Genomic DNA, 15,706 nt, shown 5'->3' on the forward strand with positions numbered 1-15,706 from the left:
GGGCCCGGTGGGGAGATCGATATCGTGACGAATTCTGTTGCCGCCTCGCCACGCTCGATCGTCGACGTCCCCGCCGCGACTGCCGTCCCCGCCACCCAGCGGCGCGCGGAATACCTCCGCCTGCTGGCTCAACCGGTACTCGTGCTGATCCTCACCGTCGGGGTGCTGGTCTGGGCGTTCCGGCGCGATCTCACCGTCACCCAGCAGGCCAGCATCAGCGTGAGCAATGTCGCCCAGGTGACCTGGCAGCACATCCTGATCACAGCGGCGGTCGTGCTCATCGTCGTGGCGCTGGCCGTTCCGCTCGGGACAGTGCTCACCAGGCACCGATTCCGCCGTCTCGCACCGTTCTTCGTCGGCATCGCCAATATCGGGGCATCCGCTCCGGCGATCGGGCTGATCGTGCTGTGCTACCTGGTCACCCGCACCACCGGTTTCTGGGTGGGTGTCGCGCCGATCGCGTTCTGCTCGCTGCTGCCGGTGCTGCGCAACACGATCCTGGGCTACCAGGAGGTCGACCCCGCCCTGATCGACGCGGGACGGGGACAGGGCATGTCGGCGGGACTCGTGTTGCGCCGCATCGAATTCCCCCTCGCGGTGCCCTACATCCTGGCAGGACTGAGAACCTCCCTGGTGCTGGCCGTCGGCACCGCCACCCTGTCGTTCATGGTGAGCGCGGGCGGGCTCGGCATTCTCATCGACACCGGCTACAAACTGCGCGACACCGTGACCCTGACGCTCGGCGCGGTGCTCGCCGTCGCGCTGGCGCTGTTCGTCGACTGGCTGGGCGCACTGGCCGAACAGTTCCTCGGCCCGAGGGGGTTGCGGTGAGGTTCACCGGATTGTTGCGCGGGCTCGTCCCGGTGCTGAGCGTGCTGGTGCTCGCGAGCTGTGGTCTGCAGTCGGGCGGTTCGGTGCCGCTGCCCGTGGGGCCGGGCAGTATCGAGCCGGTGCCAGAACTCGACGGCGTGGCGGTCACGGTGGGCTCCAAGGACTTCACCGAGGCCAACATCCTCGGCTACATGATCGAATTCGCGCTGACGGCCGCGGGCGCGAATGTGCGTGACCTGACCAATATCCAAGGCTCCAACAGCCTGCGCGACGCGCAACTGAACGGCCAGATCGACATCGCCTACGACTACACCGGCACCGGCTGGATCAACTATCTCGGCAAGGAGAAGCCGATCCCGACCGAGGCGGCTCAGTTCGATGCGGTCCGCGAGGCCGACCTGGCCGAACACAACATGGTCTGGGCGGCGATGGCACCGATGAACAACACCTACGCCCTCGTCACGAGCAAGGGCACCGCCGAGGAAACCGGCGTGCGCACGCTGTCGGACTACGCGAAACTCCTCGCGAAAGATCCTGGCGCGGCGGCCACCTGTGTGGGCACCGAGTTCAACGTCCGCCCGGACGGCTATCCCGGTCTCGCCGCCGCCTACGGGATCGACCCGGGCAAGGCCCAGCGCCAGATCGTCCAGGACGCGCTCGTCTACCAGGCCACCGCCGACGCGAAGCAGTGCCGCTTCGGCTCGGTCGCCGCCACCGACGGCCGCATCCCCGCCCTCGAATTGGTGCTGCTCGAAGACGACAAGGCCTTCTTCCCGAAGTACAACGCGTCGCTGGTCATGCACCGCGACTTCGCCGACGCGCACCCCCGGGTCGTACAGGTGATGGCGCCGATCTCCGCCCGCCTCACCAATGAGGCGATCACCGAACTCAACCGTCAGGTCGATATCGACGGTCGCGAACCCGCCGATGTCGCCCGTGACTGGATGGTCGCCGAGGGCTTCGTCACGGCCGGCTGACCCCCTGCGCCGGTTTGCCGAACTGTTACCAGCGCCTGCCCGAGATGTCCGGAACGCGTGGGTCGCTCACACCAACGGCTCAGCTTCTCGGGCCATGATGGACGACGGTAGAGACAACCGGAAACCAGGACGCGCAGTGCTGGGGTGCCCGCGTCCAGACTGGGAGGCTGACCCATGACCATCGAATTCCGCAAGGTGACCGTCCTCGGCACGGGGGTGCTCGGATCCCAGATCGCCTTCCAGAGCGCCTTCCACGGGTTCGACGTCACCGCCTACGACATCGACGACGCGGCGCTCACCGCCGCCCGCACCCGATTCGACGAACTCGCCACCGTGTACCAGCAGGACGTGGCAGGCGCCGACGCGAGCAACACCACGGCGACCGCGGCGGGCATCACCCTGACCGCCGACCTGGCCATCGCGGCGGCCGAGGCCGACCTCGTCATCGAGGCGGTGCCGGAGGTACTCGCGATCAAGCGCGACCTGTACGGCAAGCTCGGTGCGCTCGCGCCCGAACGCACCGTGTTCGCGACGAATTCCTCGACGCTGCTGCCCAGCGACATCGTCGACTACACCGGGCGCCCCGATCGGTTCCTGGCGCTGCACTTCGCCAACCACGTCTGGAAGTTCAATACCGCCGAGGTGATGGGCACCGAGCAGACCGATCCGGCGGTGTTCGCCGCCGTGGTCGCGTTCGCGAAGGCGATCGGCATGGTGCCGATCGAGTTGCACAAGGAGAAGGCGGGTTACGTTCTCAACTCGCTGCTGGTGCCGTTCCTGAATTCCGGAATCGAGCTCGCCGCGGGCGGATACGCCGAGCCCGCCGCTGTCGACGAGACCTGGCGCATCGCGACCGGCGCGCCCATGGGCCCGTTCCAGATCCTCGACATCGTCGGCCTGACCACTCCGTACAACATCCTGATCAACGGCAGCGACGCCCACAAGAAGCTCGCGGCCTGGCTCAAGGAGAACTACATCGACAAGGGCAAGCTCGGTGCCGCCACCGGAGAGGGGTTCTACCGCTACAGCGCATAGTCCCGCTCGACCTTGCCGGATCGGACAGAGGAGACGGATGGACTACAGCAGTGGCAATTACGAAGCGTTCGCCCGGCCGCGCAAACCCGAAGGGGTGGACGGCAAATCGGCCTGATTCGCCGGTGCCGGGCTGGCCTCGCTCTCCGGCGCGGCGTTCCAGTTCGCCGAGACCACCCGCGACTGCTCAAGAAGCTCGACGGCACCGAGATCGGACCGCTGCTGCGCGAATTCGGCCTCATCGGCGAGGACTAGGAAACACCGGCGGGGCCCGATCCACCCTGGGATCGGGCCCCGCCGGCGTCGGTGCGCGCCTACTTCTTGGTGATGTCGACGCCCGGCGCGGCGTCGGTGAGAATCGAATCGGCCGCCAGCACCGCGGCGCCGCCCTTCTTCCGGGAACGCAACCGCTTCTCGAGGGCGGTGGCCAGGAAGCTCAGCGCCATGTTGAGCGAGATCATGATCAGCGCGATAACGATCAGCGCGGGGATCGTGTTCTGCAACGACGCGCCCTCTTGCTGACCCGACCGCACCAGTTCCACATAGGTGATCTGGTAACCCAGCGCGGTGTCCTTGAGGACGACGACCATCTGCGAGACCAGTGCGGGCAGCATGGCCGTGATGGCCTGCGGCAGCAGGATCAGCCGCATGAGCTGGTTCTTGCGCAGACCCAGCGCCATGGCGGCTTCGGTTTGCCCCTTGGGCAGGGACTTGATGCCCGCGCGCACGATCTCGGCGATGACCGCGGAGTTGTAGATGATCAGCGCGATGACCACCGCGGCCAGCGCCAGCTGATCCGAGGGGAACAGGTCGTAGTCGCCGAACACCGCGAACAGGAAGATCATCAGGATCAGCACCGGGATCGCCCTGGCGAGCTCGACGATCGTGCCCGCGACCCAGCGCACCCACGCGTGGTCCGACAGGCGCAGGATCCCGAAGATCATGCCGAAGAACACCGAGCCGATGATCGAGATCACGGCGGCGGTGAGGGTGCCTTCGAGACCGGGCAGGAGATAGGTTTCCCAGATCTCGGACTCGAGGAACGGCTTCCACTTGGCCGCGGTGAACTGGCCCTTGTCGGCGAACGCGTCGTAGATCCACCAGCCCGCGCCGACCAGCACGACGACGACCAGAACCGAGTACAGGTTGTGACGCAGCCGCGCGCGGCGCCCGGGAGCGTCGAACAGAACCGAAGCGCCGCTCATCGTGCCACCTCGTATCGCTTGGCCAGCCAGCCGAACAACAGCCCGGTCGGCAGGGTGAGGACGACGAAGCCGAGCGCGAAGATCGCACCGATGGTGAGAATGGCGGCTTCGTTCTCGATCATCGCGCCCATCAGGTACGCGGCTTCGGCGACGCCGATGACGGAGGCGACCGTCGAGTTCTTGGTCAGCGCGATCAGCACACTGCCCAGCGGTGCGATGACGGCCCGGAAGGCTTGGGGCAGCACGATCAAACGGAGGTTCTGGGCGAATCCGAAGCCCAGCGACCGGCCCGCCTCGGATTGGCCGAGCGCGACGGTGTTGATGCCCGAGCGCAGCGATTCGCAGACGAAGGCGGCGGTGTAGACGCTCAGCCCGATGATCGCCCAGCGATAGTTGATGACTTTGATCTCGTCACTGCCGAGTTTCCACCCGAGGGTGCTGTACAGGCCGAGCGAGGTGAATACCAGGATCAGGGTGAGCGGAGTGTTACGGAAGACCGCTACGTACGCCGCGCCGACCCAGCGCGCGACCGGGATCGGGGACACGCGCATGCCGGCGACGACGGTACCGATGACGAGCGCACCGATCGCGGAGAAGAAAGTGAGTTTGATGGTTACCCAGAACGCATCGAGGATTTGGTTGTCATACCTCGAGATCAGGTCGAACACGGACGCGCGTCCTCCGATCGGTGTGAAGGCCAGCAGGACAACACCGCATCGGTGACCCGGGAATCCCCGGGCCACCGATGGTCAGTGGTTGATCAGTAGCGGTCGATGGTCGGCGGCGCGGGCACCGCGATGCCGGTCCCCGCGAAGTTCTTCTCCTGCGACGCCTTCCACGAACCGTCATCGATCATCGCCTGGATGGCGTCGTTGACCTTGCCGCGAAGCTCCGAATCGCCCTTCTTCAGGCCGATGCCGTACTTCTCGGTGGTGAAGGGCTTGTTCACCAGTTTGAAGGTGCCCGGCGACTGCGCGGCGTAACCGGCGAGGATGACGTTGTCGGTGGTGACCGCGTCGATCGCACCGCTACGCATCGCCTCGATGCACAGCGAGTAGGTGTCGTAGGTCTGCAACTGCGCCTGCGGGTAGTTCTTCTCGATGTTCTGAGCCGGGGTGGAGCCCTTCACCGAGCAGACCTTCTTGCCCGCGAGGGAATCGGGGCCGGTGATGTCGGTGTTGGCGGCGGGGACGAGCAGGTCCTGGCCCGCGATGTAGTAGGGGCCACCGAAATCGACCTTCTCCTTGCGCTTGTCGTTGATCGAGTAGGTGGCCACGACGAGGTCGACCTGACCGTTCTCGATCAGCGTCTCGCGCTGCGCCGACGGCGATTCCTTGAAGGTGAGGTTCTCCGGCTTCACGCCGAGCTTGTCGGCGACGTACTTGGCGACGTCGACGTCGAAGCCGCTGTAGGTGCCGTCGGTGTTGCGCAGGCCCAGACCCGGCTGGTCGAACTTGATGCCGATGGTCAGCTTACCGTCCTTGGCGTTGTCCAGGGCCGACTTGTCGCTACCGCCACCACAACCTGCGGTGACGGTGACTGCCAATGCCAGTGCCGCGGCGCCGATTCCGACGCGCATCGCACGATTGATCCTCATGGTTTTCCTTCTCCTTGTGACAATGGTGCTGCGAGTCAGTGACTGAGAATTTTGCCGAGGAAGTCCCTGGCACGTTCGGATTTCGGTGCGGTGAAGAATGTTTCGGGCGCGGTGTCCTCGACGATCTCACCGTCGGCCATGAACAGCACGCGATCGCCCGCACGGCGGGCGAAGCCCATCTCGTGGGTGACCACGAGCATGGTCATGCCTTCTTTGGCCAGCGCCACCATCACGTCGAGCACCTCGTTGACCATCTCGGGGTCCAGCGCCGAGGTCGGCTCGTCGAACAGCATGACCTTGGGATCCATCGCCAGTGAGCGGGCGATCGCCACGCGCTGCTGCTGGCCGCCCGAGAGCTGGGCCGGGTACTTGTCGGCCTGGTTGGCGATGCCGACCCGCTCGAGCAGGGCGAGGGCGTGCTTGCGCGCCTCTTCCTTCTTCTTCCCACGGACCTTCGTCGGCGCCAGCATGACGTTCTCGAGGATGGTCTTGTGCGCGAACAGGTTGAACGACTGGAACACCATGCCCACCTCGGCGCGCAGCGCGGCGAGAGCTTTGCCCTCGTCGGGCAGTGCGACGCCGTCGATGGCGATGTCACCGGAGTCGATCGGTTCGAGGCGATTGATGGTGCGGCACAGGGTGGATTTCCCCGAACCCGACGGGCCCAGGACGATCACGACCTGCCCACGGGGCACTTCGAGGTGGATATCGCGCAGGACATGGAGCTCACCGAAGTGTTTGTCCACGTTGCGCATCGAGATCATCGGCGGAGCAGCGGTGGTGGCTGCGGCGTCGGCGTTCCCGTTCGCGGGTGCGGCGTCGTCGGTCATGGTCAGAAACCTTATGTCCATTCTGGAGAATTGCCCGGCTTTCGAAGACATGCCGTGACGGCACGCCGAAACGACACCTGCTGGTAACCCGGCGGCTGCCCGTTACCTTTGCGTATTATTCCGCGAACGCAACCGTGACGCGCATCACAGTCAGGGCCCCCCGTACCCTGGACTGGTGGATTCGACGGTTCAGAACGCGACTGAGGGCGCGCCTACACGCAGCTATGAGGTTCGCACATTCGGCTGCCAGATGAACGTGCACGACTCCGAACGTTTGTCCGGGCTGCTCGAGGACGCGGGCTATACCAAGGCCGCCACCGGGGAGACGCCCGATCTGATGGTGTTCAACACCTGCGCGGTGCGGGAGAACGCCGACAACAAGCTCTACGGCACGCTCGGTCAGCTGGTCCCGGTCAAGCAGGGCCGCCCCGGCATGCAGATCGCCGTCGGCGGCTGTCTGGCGCAGAAGGATCGCGAGACCGTGGTGCGCAAGGCGCCGTGGGTCGACGTGGTGTTCGGCACCCACAACATCGGCTCGCTGCCGGTGCTGCTCGAGCGGGCCCGCCACAACGAGCAGGCGCAGGTGGAGATCCTCGAATCGCTCGAGGCGTTCCCGTCGACGCTGCCCGCCAAGCGGGAGTCGGCCTACGCGGGCTGGGTGTCGATCTCGGTGGGCTGCAACAACACCTGCACCTTCTGCATCGTGCCCTCGCTGCGCGGCAAGGAAGTGGATCGCCGCCCCGGAGACGTGCTCGCCGAGGTGCAGGCCCTGGTCGACCAAGGCGTGCTGGAAGTGACCCTGCTCGGTCAGAACGTCAACTCCTACGGCGTGAACTTCGTCGATCCCGAGCAGCCGCGCGACCGTGGCGCGTTCGCGCAGCTGCTGCGCGCGACCGGACAGATCGAGGGTCTCGAACGCGTGCGGTTCACCTCACCGCATCCCGCGGAGTTCACCGACGACGTGATCGAGGCGATGGCGGCCACCCCGAACGTCTGCCCGCAGCTGCACATGCCGCTGCAATCGGGTTCGGATCGAGTGTTGAAAGCGATGCGCCGTTCCTACCGCAAGGAGCGCTTCCTCGGCATCATCGACAAGGTGCGCGCCGCGATGCCGCACGCGTCGATCACCACCGACATCATCGTGGGCTTCCCCGGCGAGACCGAGGAGGACTTCCTCGAGACCCTCGACGTGGTCCGTCGCGCCCGCTTCACCAGCGCTTACACCTTCCAGTACTCCAAGCGTCCCGGCACTCCGGCCGCCGACCTGCCCGATCAGCTGCCCAAGCAGGTCGTGCAGGAACGCTTCGAACGGCTGATCGCCCTGCAGGACCAGGTGTCCTGGGAGAACAACCAGGCGCTCATCGGCACCGAGGTGGAACTGCTCGTCGCCGAGGGTGCGGGTAAGAAGAACGCGGTGACCGCGCGGATGAGCGGCCGTGCGCGCGACGGCAGGCTGGTGCACTTCCGGCCCGGCGACGTGACCGGCATCCGTCCAGGCGACATCGTCACCGTCGACATCACCGAGGCGGCGCCGCACCACCTGATCGCCGACAGCGCGGTGAAGTCGCATCGGCGCACCGCCGCCGGTGATGCACACGAACGCGGCATCACGCCCAAAACCGCGCCGATCGGTGTCGGTCTCGGGCTGCCCCGGATCGGCGCACCGGTCATCGAGACGGTCGAGAGCGGCTGTTCGACGGGGTGCGCGTCGTGAGCGACGACGAATCTACTACCGGTCGTAGTGGGTCGGATGCGAACGGTGCGTCCGGTGATGGCACAGTGGGACCCGCCAACGACCAGCCTGTGGACAGGAGCGGACACGCGGTGAACCCGGCGCGCAACGACGAGGATTTCGAACAATTCCGCGGTGAACTCGACGCGGTCGAGCGCCGCATCGCCGGTGAGATCGACCCCGGCGCGCGAGCGCTGGTGGTGGCGGGCGCGGTCTTCGCGCTGCTGATCTCGCTGGTCCTACCGACCGCGGGCACCGCGCGTGGCTTCGACGTGCTGCTCGACACCGACGCCGCGGGGGTCGAACACATCGGCTTGCCGTCGCGGATCTTCGTGTGGCTGGTCATCGTCTTCGGTGTCGGCTTCTCGCTGCTGGCGCTGACCACCCGTCGCTGGGTACTGGCCTGGATCGCCTGCGCGGGATCGGCCGTCGGCTCGGTGTTCGGTGTGCTCTCGATCTGGCACCGCCAGACCCCGGGGCTCGGCAACTACGTGGGCGCGGGTCCGGGTATCGGTCTCATCCTGGGGACCCTGGCGATCATGGTGCTCACCTTCCACTGGGTCCGCGTCGTGTGGAGTCGCACCGCCGTGCAACTGGCCGCGGAGGAACAGCGCCGCACCGCGGCCCGCGAAGCCGAGGATCGCGACCGCAAGCGCCTCAGCGGCGAATAGTCCTGCGAGACAAGAAAACCCCCGACCGGATCGGTCGGGGGTTTCTTGCTGTCCGGCTCAGAGATTGCTGACCGCGCCCTCCGCGGCTTCGGCCCATTCGCGCCACTGCTGTGCCTGCTCGAGCGCCTTCTCCGCGTCACGCTTCTTGCCCGCCGCGGTGGCCTTGGCGGCCTGCTCCTCGAACTGGGCGACCCGCTCACGGAACTGCGCGGCCCGCGCGACGGCCTCGGGATCGGAGCGACGCCACTGCTGATCGGCCGCGTCACGGACCCGCTTCTCGATGGCGCGCAGCTTCGCTTCGAGCTCCTGCATGCGCTCGCGGGGGACCTTGCCGATGGCGTCCCACTTGTCCTGCAGCTCGCGCAGCGCGTTGCGGGCGGCGTCCACGCCGTTGGCCGGGTCGATGTGCTCGTAGGCGGCCAGCAGTTCCAGCTTGGCGGCGGCGTTGTGATCGAACTCGGCGTCGCGCTCGCTGACCGCCGCGTTGCGGGCGGCGAAGAACACGTCCTGGGCGCTCTTGAACCGCCGCCACAGCGACTCGTCAGCCTCGCGCGGTGCCCGGCCCGCGGCCTTCCACTCGGTGAGCAGGTCGCGGAACACCGCGGCGGTGCCGGTCCAGTCGGTGGAGTCGGCCAGCTCCTCGGCGCGCACGCACAGCTCTTCCTTGCGCGTCTTGGCGGTGGCGCGTTCGCGGTCGAGATCGGCGAAGTGGGCGCCGCGCCTGCGGTTGAACGCCTCGCGGGCCTTGGAGTAGCGCTTCCACAGCGCGTCGTCGACCTTGCGGTCGACCCCGCGGATCGACTTCCACTCGTCGAGGATCTCGCGCAGCCGGTCGCCCGCGGCCTTCCACTGGGTGGAATCGGCGGCGATCTGCTCGGCCTCGGCGGCGAGGGCTTCCTTGCGCTCGGTGTGCTCGTGGCGGGCGCGGTCCTTCTCCTCCTTGGCGTGCGCGGCGGCTTCCTCGGAGTGTTCGGTGATCACCTGCAACCGGGCGGCGAGTCCGTCGATATCGCCGATGACGGCCGCCGTCGGCAACGTCTCGGCCAGTGCCAGCGCGGCGGCCTTGGTCTTGCGGGCGTCGGCGCCCGCGGCCAGCCTGGCCTCGAGCAGCGCGACCTCGGTGGCGAGATCGTCGAAGCGGCGGCCGAAATGCGCCAGGCCCTCGGCGACGTCGCCCGCCTGCCAGGAGCCGACGATTCGTTCGCCCTCGGCGGTCCGGACCCAGGCGGTGCCGTCCTCGTCGACGCGACCCCACTTGCTCGGGTCGGTGGCACTCGGCACGATGACGGCGTGCGGGTGCGGTTGATCGGGGCCCGGCGCCGGTTTCACGGCATGGGGTTTCGGCGGACGCGGAGCATTCCCGCCGGGCTTGGGGGTACCGGACGGTCGCGGGGCCGGACCTGGGGTGGGCTTCGCGGTTCCGTTGCTGTCGGTCATTGCTCTCCGTCCCTGCCGCGCGTCACGGCTGCCTGGTTACGCCCTAGCACATCCCATTGAACCCGGTTCGAGCCGCGGAAACCATCGATCCGGAGGATCGAATAGCGGATTTCCTGGGATTTCGTCCCGGACGACGTGGGTAGTCGCACCTGAAAACATTAGCAATCTCGGCGCGCATCACTACGCCGGACACTCGCAGACCCCCGCGCGCTCGCGCCGCGCCGGATGTGGGCCCCGGTGCGCGCTGCGGCTACGGTTACCGCGTGTTCTCGATAGCGGCCCTGGTCCCGTCGCCGCCGATGCTGGTGCCCGAACTGTGTGGGCGAGTCCCGGTGTCCGGCAGCGATCCCGACGATCCGACCGTGGTGCTGCGCGCGGCCGCTCTCGACGCCGCCGCGGCCCTCGCCGCAGCCGCCGATCGGTGGATCGTCGTCGGGGTCGGCAGCCATGACCGAACCTACGGTTCGGCGACCAGGGGGACCTTCCGTGGGTTCGGCGCCGATGTCGTCGTCGGGCTCGGCCCGGTGGGCGAGCAAGCCGGTCCAGCAGACGCTCAGCTTCCCCTTCCGGTACTGGTCGCCGGATGGTTGCGGGAGCAGGTCGCGCCCCGGATCTCGGTGCGGGCCCGGCTGTTCGCCGCGGACACCTCGGCCACCGATTGCGTGGCGGCGGGCGCCGCGCTGCGCGCCGCGCTCGACAGCGAGCAGGACCCCTGCGCGTTGCTCGTCGTCGCGGACGGTGCCGCGACCCTGACGGTCAAGTCGCCCGGCTATCTCGACGAGCGGGCCACCGCGGTTCAGCACGACCTCGACGCCGCGCTGCGCACGGGTTCACGGGCGGGCTTGGCCGCGCTCGAGCCGGACCTGTGTGCGGCGCTGCTGGTCGACGGACGCGCCGCCTACCAGGTACTCGGCGGTCTGTTCGCCGCCGATTCGGCCGATCCGCGGGTCCGTACCCTGTACCAGGGCGCACCCTATGGCGTCGGCTACGACGTGAGCGTGTGGCAACCGGGCGGACGGGAAGGAATCGACGAGTGACGAGCAGACCGATCGCGGTCGTCGGCCCCACCGCCACCGGGAAATCCGACCTCGCACTCGATCTCGCCGGCGAACTCGGCGGCGAGATCGTCAACATCGACGCGATGCAGCTCTATCGCGGCATGGACGTCGGCACCGCGAAACTGCCGCCCGACCAGCGACGCGGCATCCCGCACCACCTGCTCGACGTACTCGACGTCACCGAGACCGCGACCGTCGCCACCTACCAGAGCGCGGCCCGCGCCGTCGTCGAGGACATCATGGCGCGCGAGAAGACCCCGGTCATCGTCGGCGGTTCGATGATGTACGTGCAGGCGCTGCTCGACGAGTGGGATTTCCCGGCCACCGATCCCGAGGTCCGCGCCCGCTGGGAAGCGCTCCTGGACGAGGGCGGGGTGCAGGCGCTGCACGCGGCGCTGCGACAGGCCGACCCGGTCGCCGCGGCGACCATTCTGCCCACCGACGGCCGGCGCATGGTGCGCGCGCTCGAGGTGGTCGAACTGACTGGTCGCCCGTTCGCCGCCTCGGCCCCGACCATCGGCGCCCCACGCTGGAACACCGCGATTCTCGGCGTCGACCGGGAGACCGCCGCGCTCGACGCCCGCATCGAGACCCGCACGGCCCTGATGTTCGAAACCGGTCTGGTCGACGAGGTCCGCGCACTGATCGAGCGGGGCCTGCGCGACGGCCAGACCGCCCGCCGCGCGATCGGCTACGCCCAGGTGCTGGCCTACCTCGATGACGAATACGACCTCGACCACGCCCGCGAACGCACCCTGATCGGCACCCGCCGCTACGTGCGGCGGCAACGGTCGTGGTTTCGCCGCGACCCCCGGGTCTCGTGGGTCGACGGCGCCGATCCCGAGCTCGCCGCGACCGCGCTGGCCCTGCTCTCCGAAGCGAATACCGACCCGATAGGACGGACAGCGCAGTGACCCGACGAGTGAGTACCCGCAACGCCTCGGTGCAGGTGTGGCAGGCCTACCTCAACAACCGGACCAAACGTCATCGTGACGGCCGGTTCCTCGTGCAAGGCGTGCGCCCGATCACGCAGGCGCTGGCCAATGACTGGCCGCTGGAAACCATGCTCTACCGGCTCGGTGGCCCTGAGCTGTCGAGCTGGGCGCGCGAGATCCTCGACACCGCCGACGTGCCGCAGGTGGGCCTCGTCCCCGAACTCATGGCCGAGCTGGGGGAGAAAGCCGCGAGCGCGCCGGAGATCGTGGCGGTCGCGGTGTCGCGACACCCTGACCTGGCCGACTACGCCCCCGGCGAGCCGGGGGAGGATGCCCCGGTCGTCGTCGTGTTCGATCGCCCGAACTCGCCCGGCAACCTCGGCACCCTGATCCGCTCGGCCGACGCGTTCGGCGCGTCCGGCGTGATCGTGACCGGCCACGGTGCCGACCAGTTCGACCCGCAGGCCGTGCGCGCCTCGACCGGCTCGCTGTTCGCCGTACCGGTGCTGCGCGCGGCGGGCCCCGGTCAGGTCCTCGAATTCCGTGACCGTCAGGTCGCGCGCGGCATCCCCACTCGTATCGTCGGCACCGATGAACACGCGCCGGGCACCGTCTACGACCACGACTTCACCGAGGCGACGATCCTGGTCGTCGGCAACGAGACCACCGGCATGAGCTCGGCTTGGGTCGACGCGTGCGACGACCTGGTCACCATCCCGATGGGCGGCACCGCCAGTTCGCTCGGCGCGCCGTCGGCGGGGGCGATCAGCCTCTACGAGATCGCTCGGCAGCGGCGTACCTTCGCCCGGTAACGAACCCGTCGACGGCGCAGAGGACAATGGCGGACGTGTCCGACATCGAATTCAGCAAGGGCCACGGCACCCAGAACGACTTCGTGGTGCTGCCCGACCTCGAGGTGCGCCTCGACCTGACGGCCGACCGCGTCGCCGCACTGTGCGATCGGCAGCGTGGCCTCGGCGCCGACGGGGTGCTGCGCGTGGCGAAGGCCGGTGCGTTGCTCGCCGCCGGTGTGCTGCCAGCGCTGCCCGAGGGTGTCGGCGCCGACGACTGGTTCATGGACTACCGCAACGGTGACGGGTCGATCGCCGAGATGTGCGGCAACGGGGTGCGGGTCTTCGCGCACTACCTCAATGCCACCGGGCTCGAACAGCGCGCCGAGTACGTCGTCGGCAGCCGTGCGGGCGCCCGTCCGGTCGTCGTGCACGCCGCCGGTCCGACCGACGGTGAGGTCACGGTGGACATGGGCGTCGTCCGCGAACTCGGCCCGTCCACCGCGACCCTGGCGGGCTGGGCGCTGGCCGGAATCGGCATCGATGTCGGCAATCCGCATCTGGCCTGCGTGGACGACACCATGACCGTGGACGCGCTCGCCAAGCTCGACCTGAGTGTTTCCCCCGGCTTCGACCCCGACCTGTTCCCGCACGGGGTGAACGTCGAGATCCTCACCGCGCTCGCCGCCGACAACACCGTCGACATGCGCGTGTACGAACGTGGCGTCGGCGAAACCCGTTCCTGCGGCACCGGGACGGTGGCCGCCGCCGCGGCCGCGCTGACCGCCGCAGGTGTGTCGATCGGCACCGGATCCGGCGAGGTCACCGTGCGTGTACCCGGCGGGCAGGTGCGCGTCGGGATCGCTGACGCCCGCGCCTGGCTGCGCGGTCCTTCGGTACTGCTGGCCTCGGGAACGCTGTCGCGGTCCTGGTGGGACGCGCAGGAGCAGCGATAACCGCGTGCACGCTGTCACCCGGACGTGGCAGCATGGAGAACGTATGACGAAACCAGTAGAACCCACAGAATCCACATCGGCCGAGCACCCCACCGCGGCCGATCCCGACGACGCCGCCGAGCGCGGTGACGTCGATGATGCGCTGGCCCGCCACGCGGCCCGCATGAAACAGCCCGGTTGGGCGGCCGATCCGACCGTCGGTGAGATGCAGCTCGACGAGCGCAGCTCGCTGCGACGCGTCGCCGGTCTGTCCACCGAGCTCACCGACATCACCGAGGTCGAGTACCGCCAGCTGCGCCTCGAGCGCGTCGTGCTGGTCGGTGTCTGGACCACCGGCAGTTCCGCTCAGGCGGACGCGAGCATGGTCGAACTGGCCGCGCTCGCCGAAACCGCGGGCTCGGAGGTGCTCGAGGCACTGATCCAGCGCCGTGACAAGCCCGACCCGGCCACCTACATCGGTTCCGGTAAGGCCGAAGAGCTGCGCACGGTCGTTCTCGACACCGGCGCCGACACGGTGATCTGCGACGGTGAACTCACGCCCGCGCAGCTCACCGCGCTGGAGAAGGTCGTCAAGGTGAAGGTCATCGACCGCACCGCGCTGATCCTCGACATCTTCGCCCAGCACGCCACCTCCCGCGAGGGCAAGGCGCAGGTCGCGCTGGCGCAGATGGAGTACATGCTGCCGCGCCTGCGTGGCTGGGGCGAGTCGATGTCCCGTCAGGCAGGCGGCCGGGCGGGCGGCGCCAGCGGTGGCGTCGGCACCCGCGGTCCCGGTGAGACGAAGATCGAAACCGATCGCCGCCGCATCCGCGAGCGGATGGCCAAACTGCGCCGCGAGATCCGGGAGATGAAGACCGCCCGCGACACCATGCGCGCGCGCCGCACCGAGAGCGGAGTGCCCTCGATCGCGATCGTCGGCTACACCAACGCGGGCAAGTCCAGTCTGATGAACGCGCTCACCGGCGCGGGGCTGCTCGTGCAGGACGCGCTGTTCGCCACCCTGGACCCGACCACTCGCCGGGCCGCGCTCGACGACGGCCGCGAGATGGTGTTCACCGACACCGTCGGCTTCGTTCGCCACCTGCCGACCCAGCTGGTCGAGGCCTTCCGCTCGACCCTGGAAGAGGTCACCGGCGCCGATCTGCTGCTGCACGTCGTCGACGGCGCCGACCCGCTGCCGCTCGAACAGATCAGGGCGGTGCGTGAGGTGATCACCGATGTGATCAGGGAGCAGGGCACGCCGGCGCCGCCGGAACTGCTGGTGGTCAACAAGATCGACGCCGCCGATCCGAACGAGCTCACCCGGTTGCGCGGCATGCTGCCGCAGGCGGCCTTCGTCTCCGCGCAGACCGGCGCGGGCGTGGAGGAGTTGCGTGAGCGGCTCTCGGAGGTGCTCGGCGGACTCGATGTCGACATCAGTGTGCTGCTGCCCTACAGCCGTGGCGACCTGCTCGCCCGGATCCACGCGGACGGCCGGATCGTCACCGCCGAGCACGAGGAGGGCGGGACCCGGGTTCGCGCGCGCGTGCCGCACGCGTTGGCCGCGGCCCTGTCCGAATACGCGCACTCCGGGCCGGCGGAGCCGGCACTCAACTGATCTTTTTCGCTGATTTGCCCGCCGGTTGCGGACAAATGCCGATGCGACAGAGGGATT

At 68.3% G+C, this 15,706-nt stretch carries 15 protein-coding genes; 10 read left to right on the top strand and 5 right to left on the bottom strand.

The window, feature by feature from the left end; all coding sequences use genetic code 11:
• Positions 1–57: 57 nt before the first annotated feature.
• From ACFWFP_RS03430 to ACFWFP_RS03440, 3 genes are all read left to right on the top strand, one after another.
• Positions 58–831, top strand: coding sequence for an ABC transporter permease (locus ACFWFP_RS03430; RefSeq protein ID WP_379293741.1), 774 nt, complete (start codon positions 58–60; stop codon positions 829–831).
• On the top strand, positions 828–1,808 hold the full coding sequence (locus tag ACFWFP_RS03435) for a glycine betaine ABC transporter substrate-binding protein (protein ID WP_379292907.1): 981 nt from the start codon (positions 828–830) through the stop codon (positions 1,806–1,808). Before ACFWFP_RS03430 ends, ACFWFP_RS03435 begins: the two co-directional genes overlap by 4 nt.
• Before the next feature lie 174 nt (positions 1,809–1,982).
• Positions 1,983–2,843 (top strand): 3-hydroxyacyl-CoA dehydrogenase, encoded by an 861-nt coding sequence (locus tag ACFWFP_RS03440; protein WP_379292908.1) that lies wholly within the window; start codon positions 1,983–1,985, stop codon positions 2,841–2,843.
• Positions 2,844–3,154: 311 nt separating this feature from the next.
• Here the strand turns inward: ACFWFP_RS03440 and ACFWFP_RS03445 are convergent, their stop codons facing one another.
• The 4 genes from ACFWFP_RS03445 to ACFWFP_RS03460 form a co-directional block, all read right to left on the bottom strand.
• The gene (locus ACFWFP_RS03445; RefSeq protein WP_379292909.1) at positions 3,155–4,045 is read right to left on the bottom strand and encodes an amino acid ABC transporter permease; all 891 of its coding nucleotides are present in this window, start codon (positions 4,043–4,045) and stop codon (positions 3,155–3,157) included.
• On the bottom strand, positions 4,042–4,713 hold the full coding sequence (locus ACFWFP_RS03450) for an amino acid ABC transporter permease (protein ID WP_378626608.1): 672 nt from the start codon (positions 4,711–4,713) through the stop codon (positions 4,042–4,044). Before ACFWFP_RS03450 ends, ACFWFP_RS03445 begins: the two co-directional genes overlap by 4 nt.
• Positions 4,714–4,805: 92 nt before the next feature.
• A complete protein-coding gene (locus ACFWFP_RS03455; RefSeq protein WP_379292910.1) occupies positions 4,806–5,642 on the bottom strand; it encodes a glutamate ABC transporter substrate-binding protein in 837 nt (278 codons plus the stop codon).
• Positions 5,643–5,677: 35 nt separating this feature from the next.
• On the bottom strand, positions 5,678–6,406 hold the full coding sequence (locus tag ACFWFP_RS03460; protein WP_358072185.1) for an amino acid ABC transporter ATP-binding protein: 729 nt from the start codon (positions 6,404–6,406) through the stop codon (positions 5,678–5,680).
• A gap of 241 nt (positions 6,407–6,647) precedes the next feature.
• On the opposite strand from ACFWFP_RS03460, the gene miaB reads away from it, so the two are divergent.
• Positions 6,648–8,186, top strand: a complete 1,539-nt coding sequence (gene miaB / locus ACFWFP_RS03465; protein WP_379292912.1) for a tRNA (N6-isopentenyl adenosine(37)-C2)-methylthiotransferase MiaB — start codon at positions 6,648–6,650, stop codon at positions 8,184–8,186.
• 89 nt (positions 8,187–8,275) lie between these two features.
• Entirely contained in the window at positions 8,276–8,875 is a 600-nt protein-coding gene (locus ACFWFP_RS03470; protein WP_379292913.1) for a hypothetical protein, read from the top strand.
• Positions 8,876–8,932: 57 nt separating this feature from the next.
• Here the strand turns inward: ACFWFP_RS03470 and ACFWFP_RS03475 are convergent, their stop codons facing one another.
• Entirely contained in the window at positions 8,933–10,312 is a 1,380-nt protein-coding gene (locus ACFWFP_RS03475) for a DUF349 domain-containing protein (RefSeq protein ID WP_379292914.1), read from the bottom strand.
• 263 nt (positions 10,313–10,575) lie between these two features.
• On the opposite strand from ACFWFP_RS03475, the gene ACFWFP_RS03480 reads away from it, so the two are divergent.
• From ACFWFP_RS03480 to hflX, 5 genes are all read left to right on the top strand, one after another.
• Positions 10,576–11,349, top strand: a complete 774-nt coding sequence (locus ACFWFP_RS03480) for a hypothetical protein (RefSeq protein ID WP_379292915.1) — start codon at positions 10,576–10,578, stop codon at positions 11,347–11,349.
• Positions 11,346–12,284, top strand: a complete 939-nt coding sequence (gene miaA, locus ACFWFP_RS03485; protein WP_379292916.1) for a tRNA (adenosine(37)-N6)-dimethylallyltransferase MiaA — start codon at positions 11,346–11,348, stop codon at positions 12,282–12,284. The genes ACFWFP_RS03480 and miaA overlap by 4 nt, the downstream gene beginning before the upstream one ends.
• Entirely contained in the window at positions 12,281–13,117 is an 837-nt protein-coding gene (locus tag ACFWFP_RS03490; RefSeq protein ID WP_379292917.1) for a TrmH family RNA methyltransferase, read from the top strand. Before miaA ends, ACFWFP_RS03490 begins: the two co-directional genes overlap by 4 nt.
• A 44-nt stretch (positions 13,118–13,161) precedes the next feature.
• A complete protein-coding gene (gene dapF / locus ACFWFP_RS03495; protein WP_379293742.1) occupies positions 13,162–14,052 on the top strand; it encodes a diaminopimelate epimerase in 891 nt (296 codons plus the stop codon).
• Between the two features lie 163 nt (positions 14,053–14,215).
• Entirely contained in the window at positions 14,216–15,649 is a 1,434-nt protein-coding gene (hflX, locus tag ACFWFP_RS03500) for a GTPase HflX (protein WP_379293743.1), read from the top strand.
• Positions 15,650–15,706 lie beyond the last annotated feature (57 nt).

Origin of the sequence: Nocardia sp. NPDC060249, assembly GCF_042728755.1 — a bacterium.
GTDB lineage: Bacteria > Actinomycetota > Actinomycetes > Mycobacteriales > Mycobacteriaceae > Nocardia.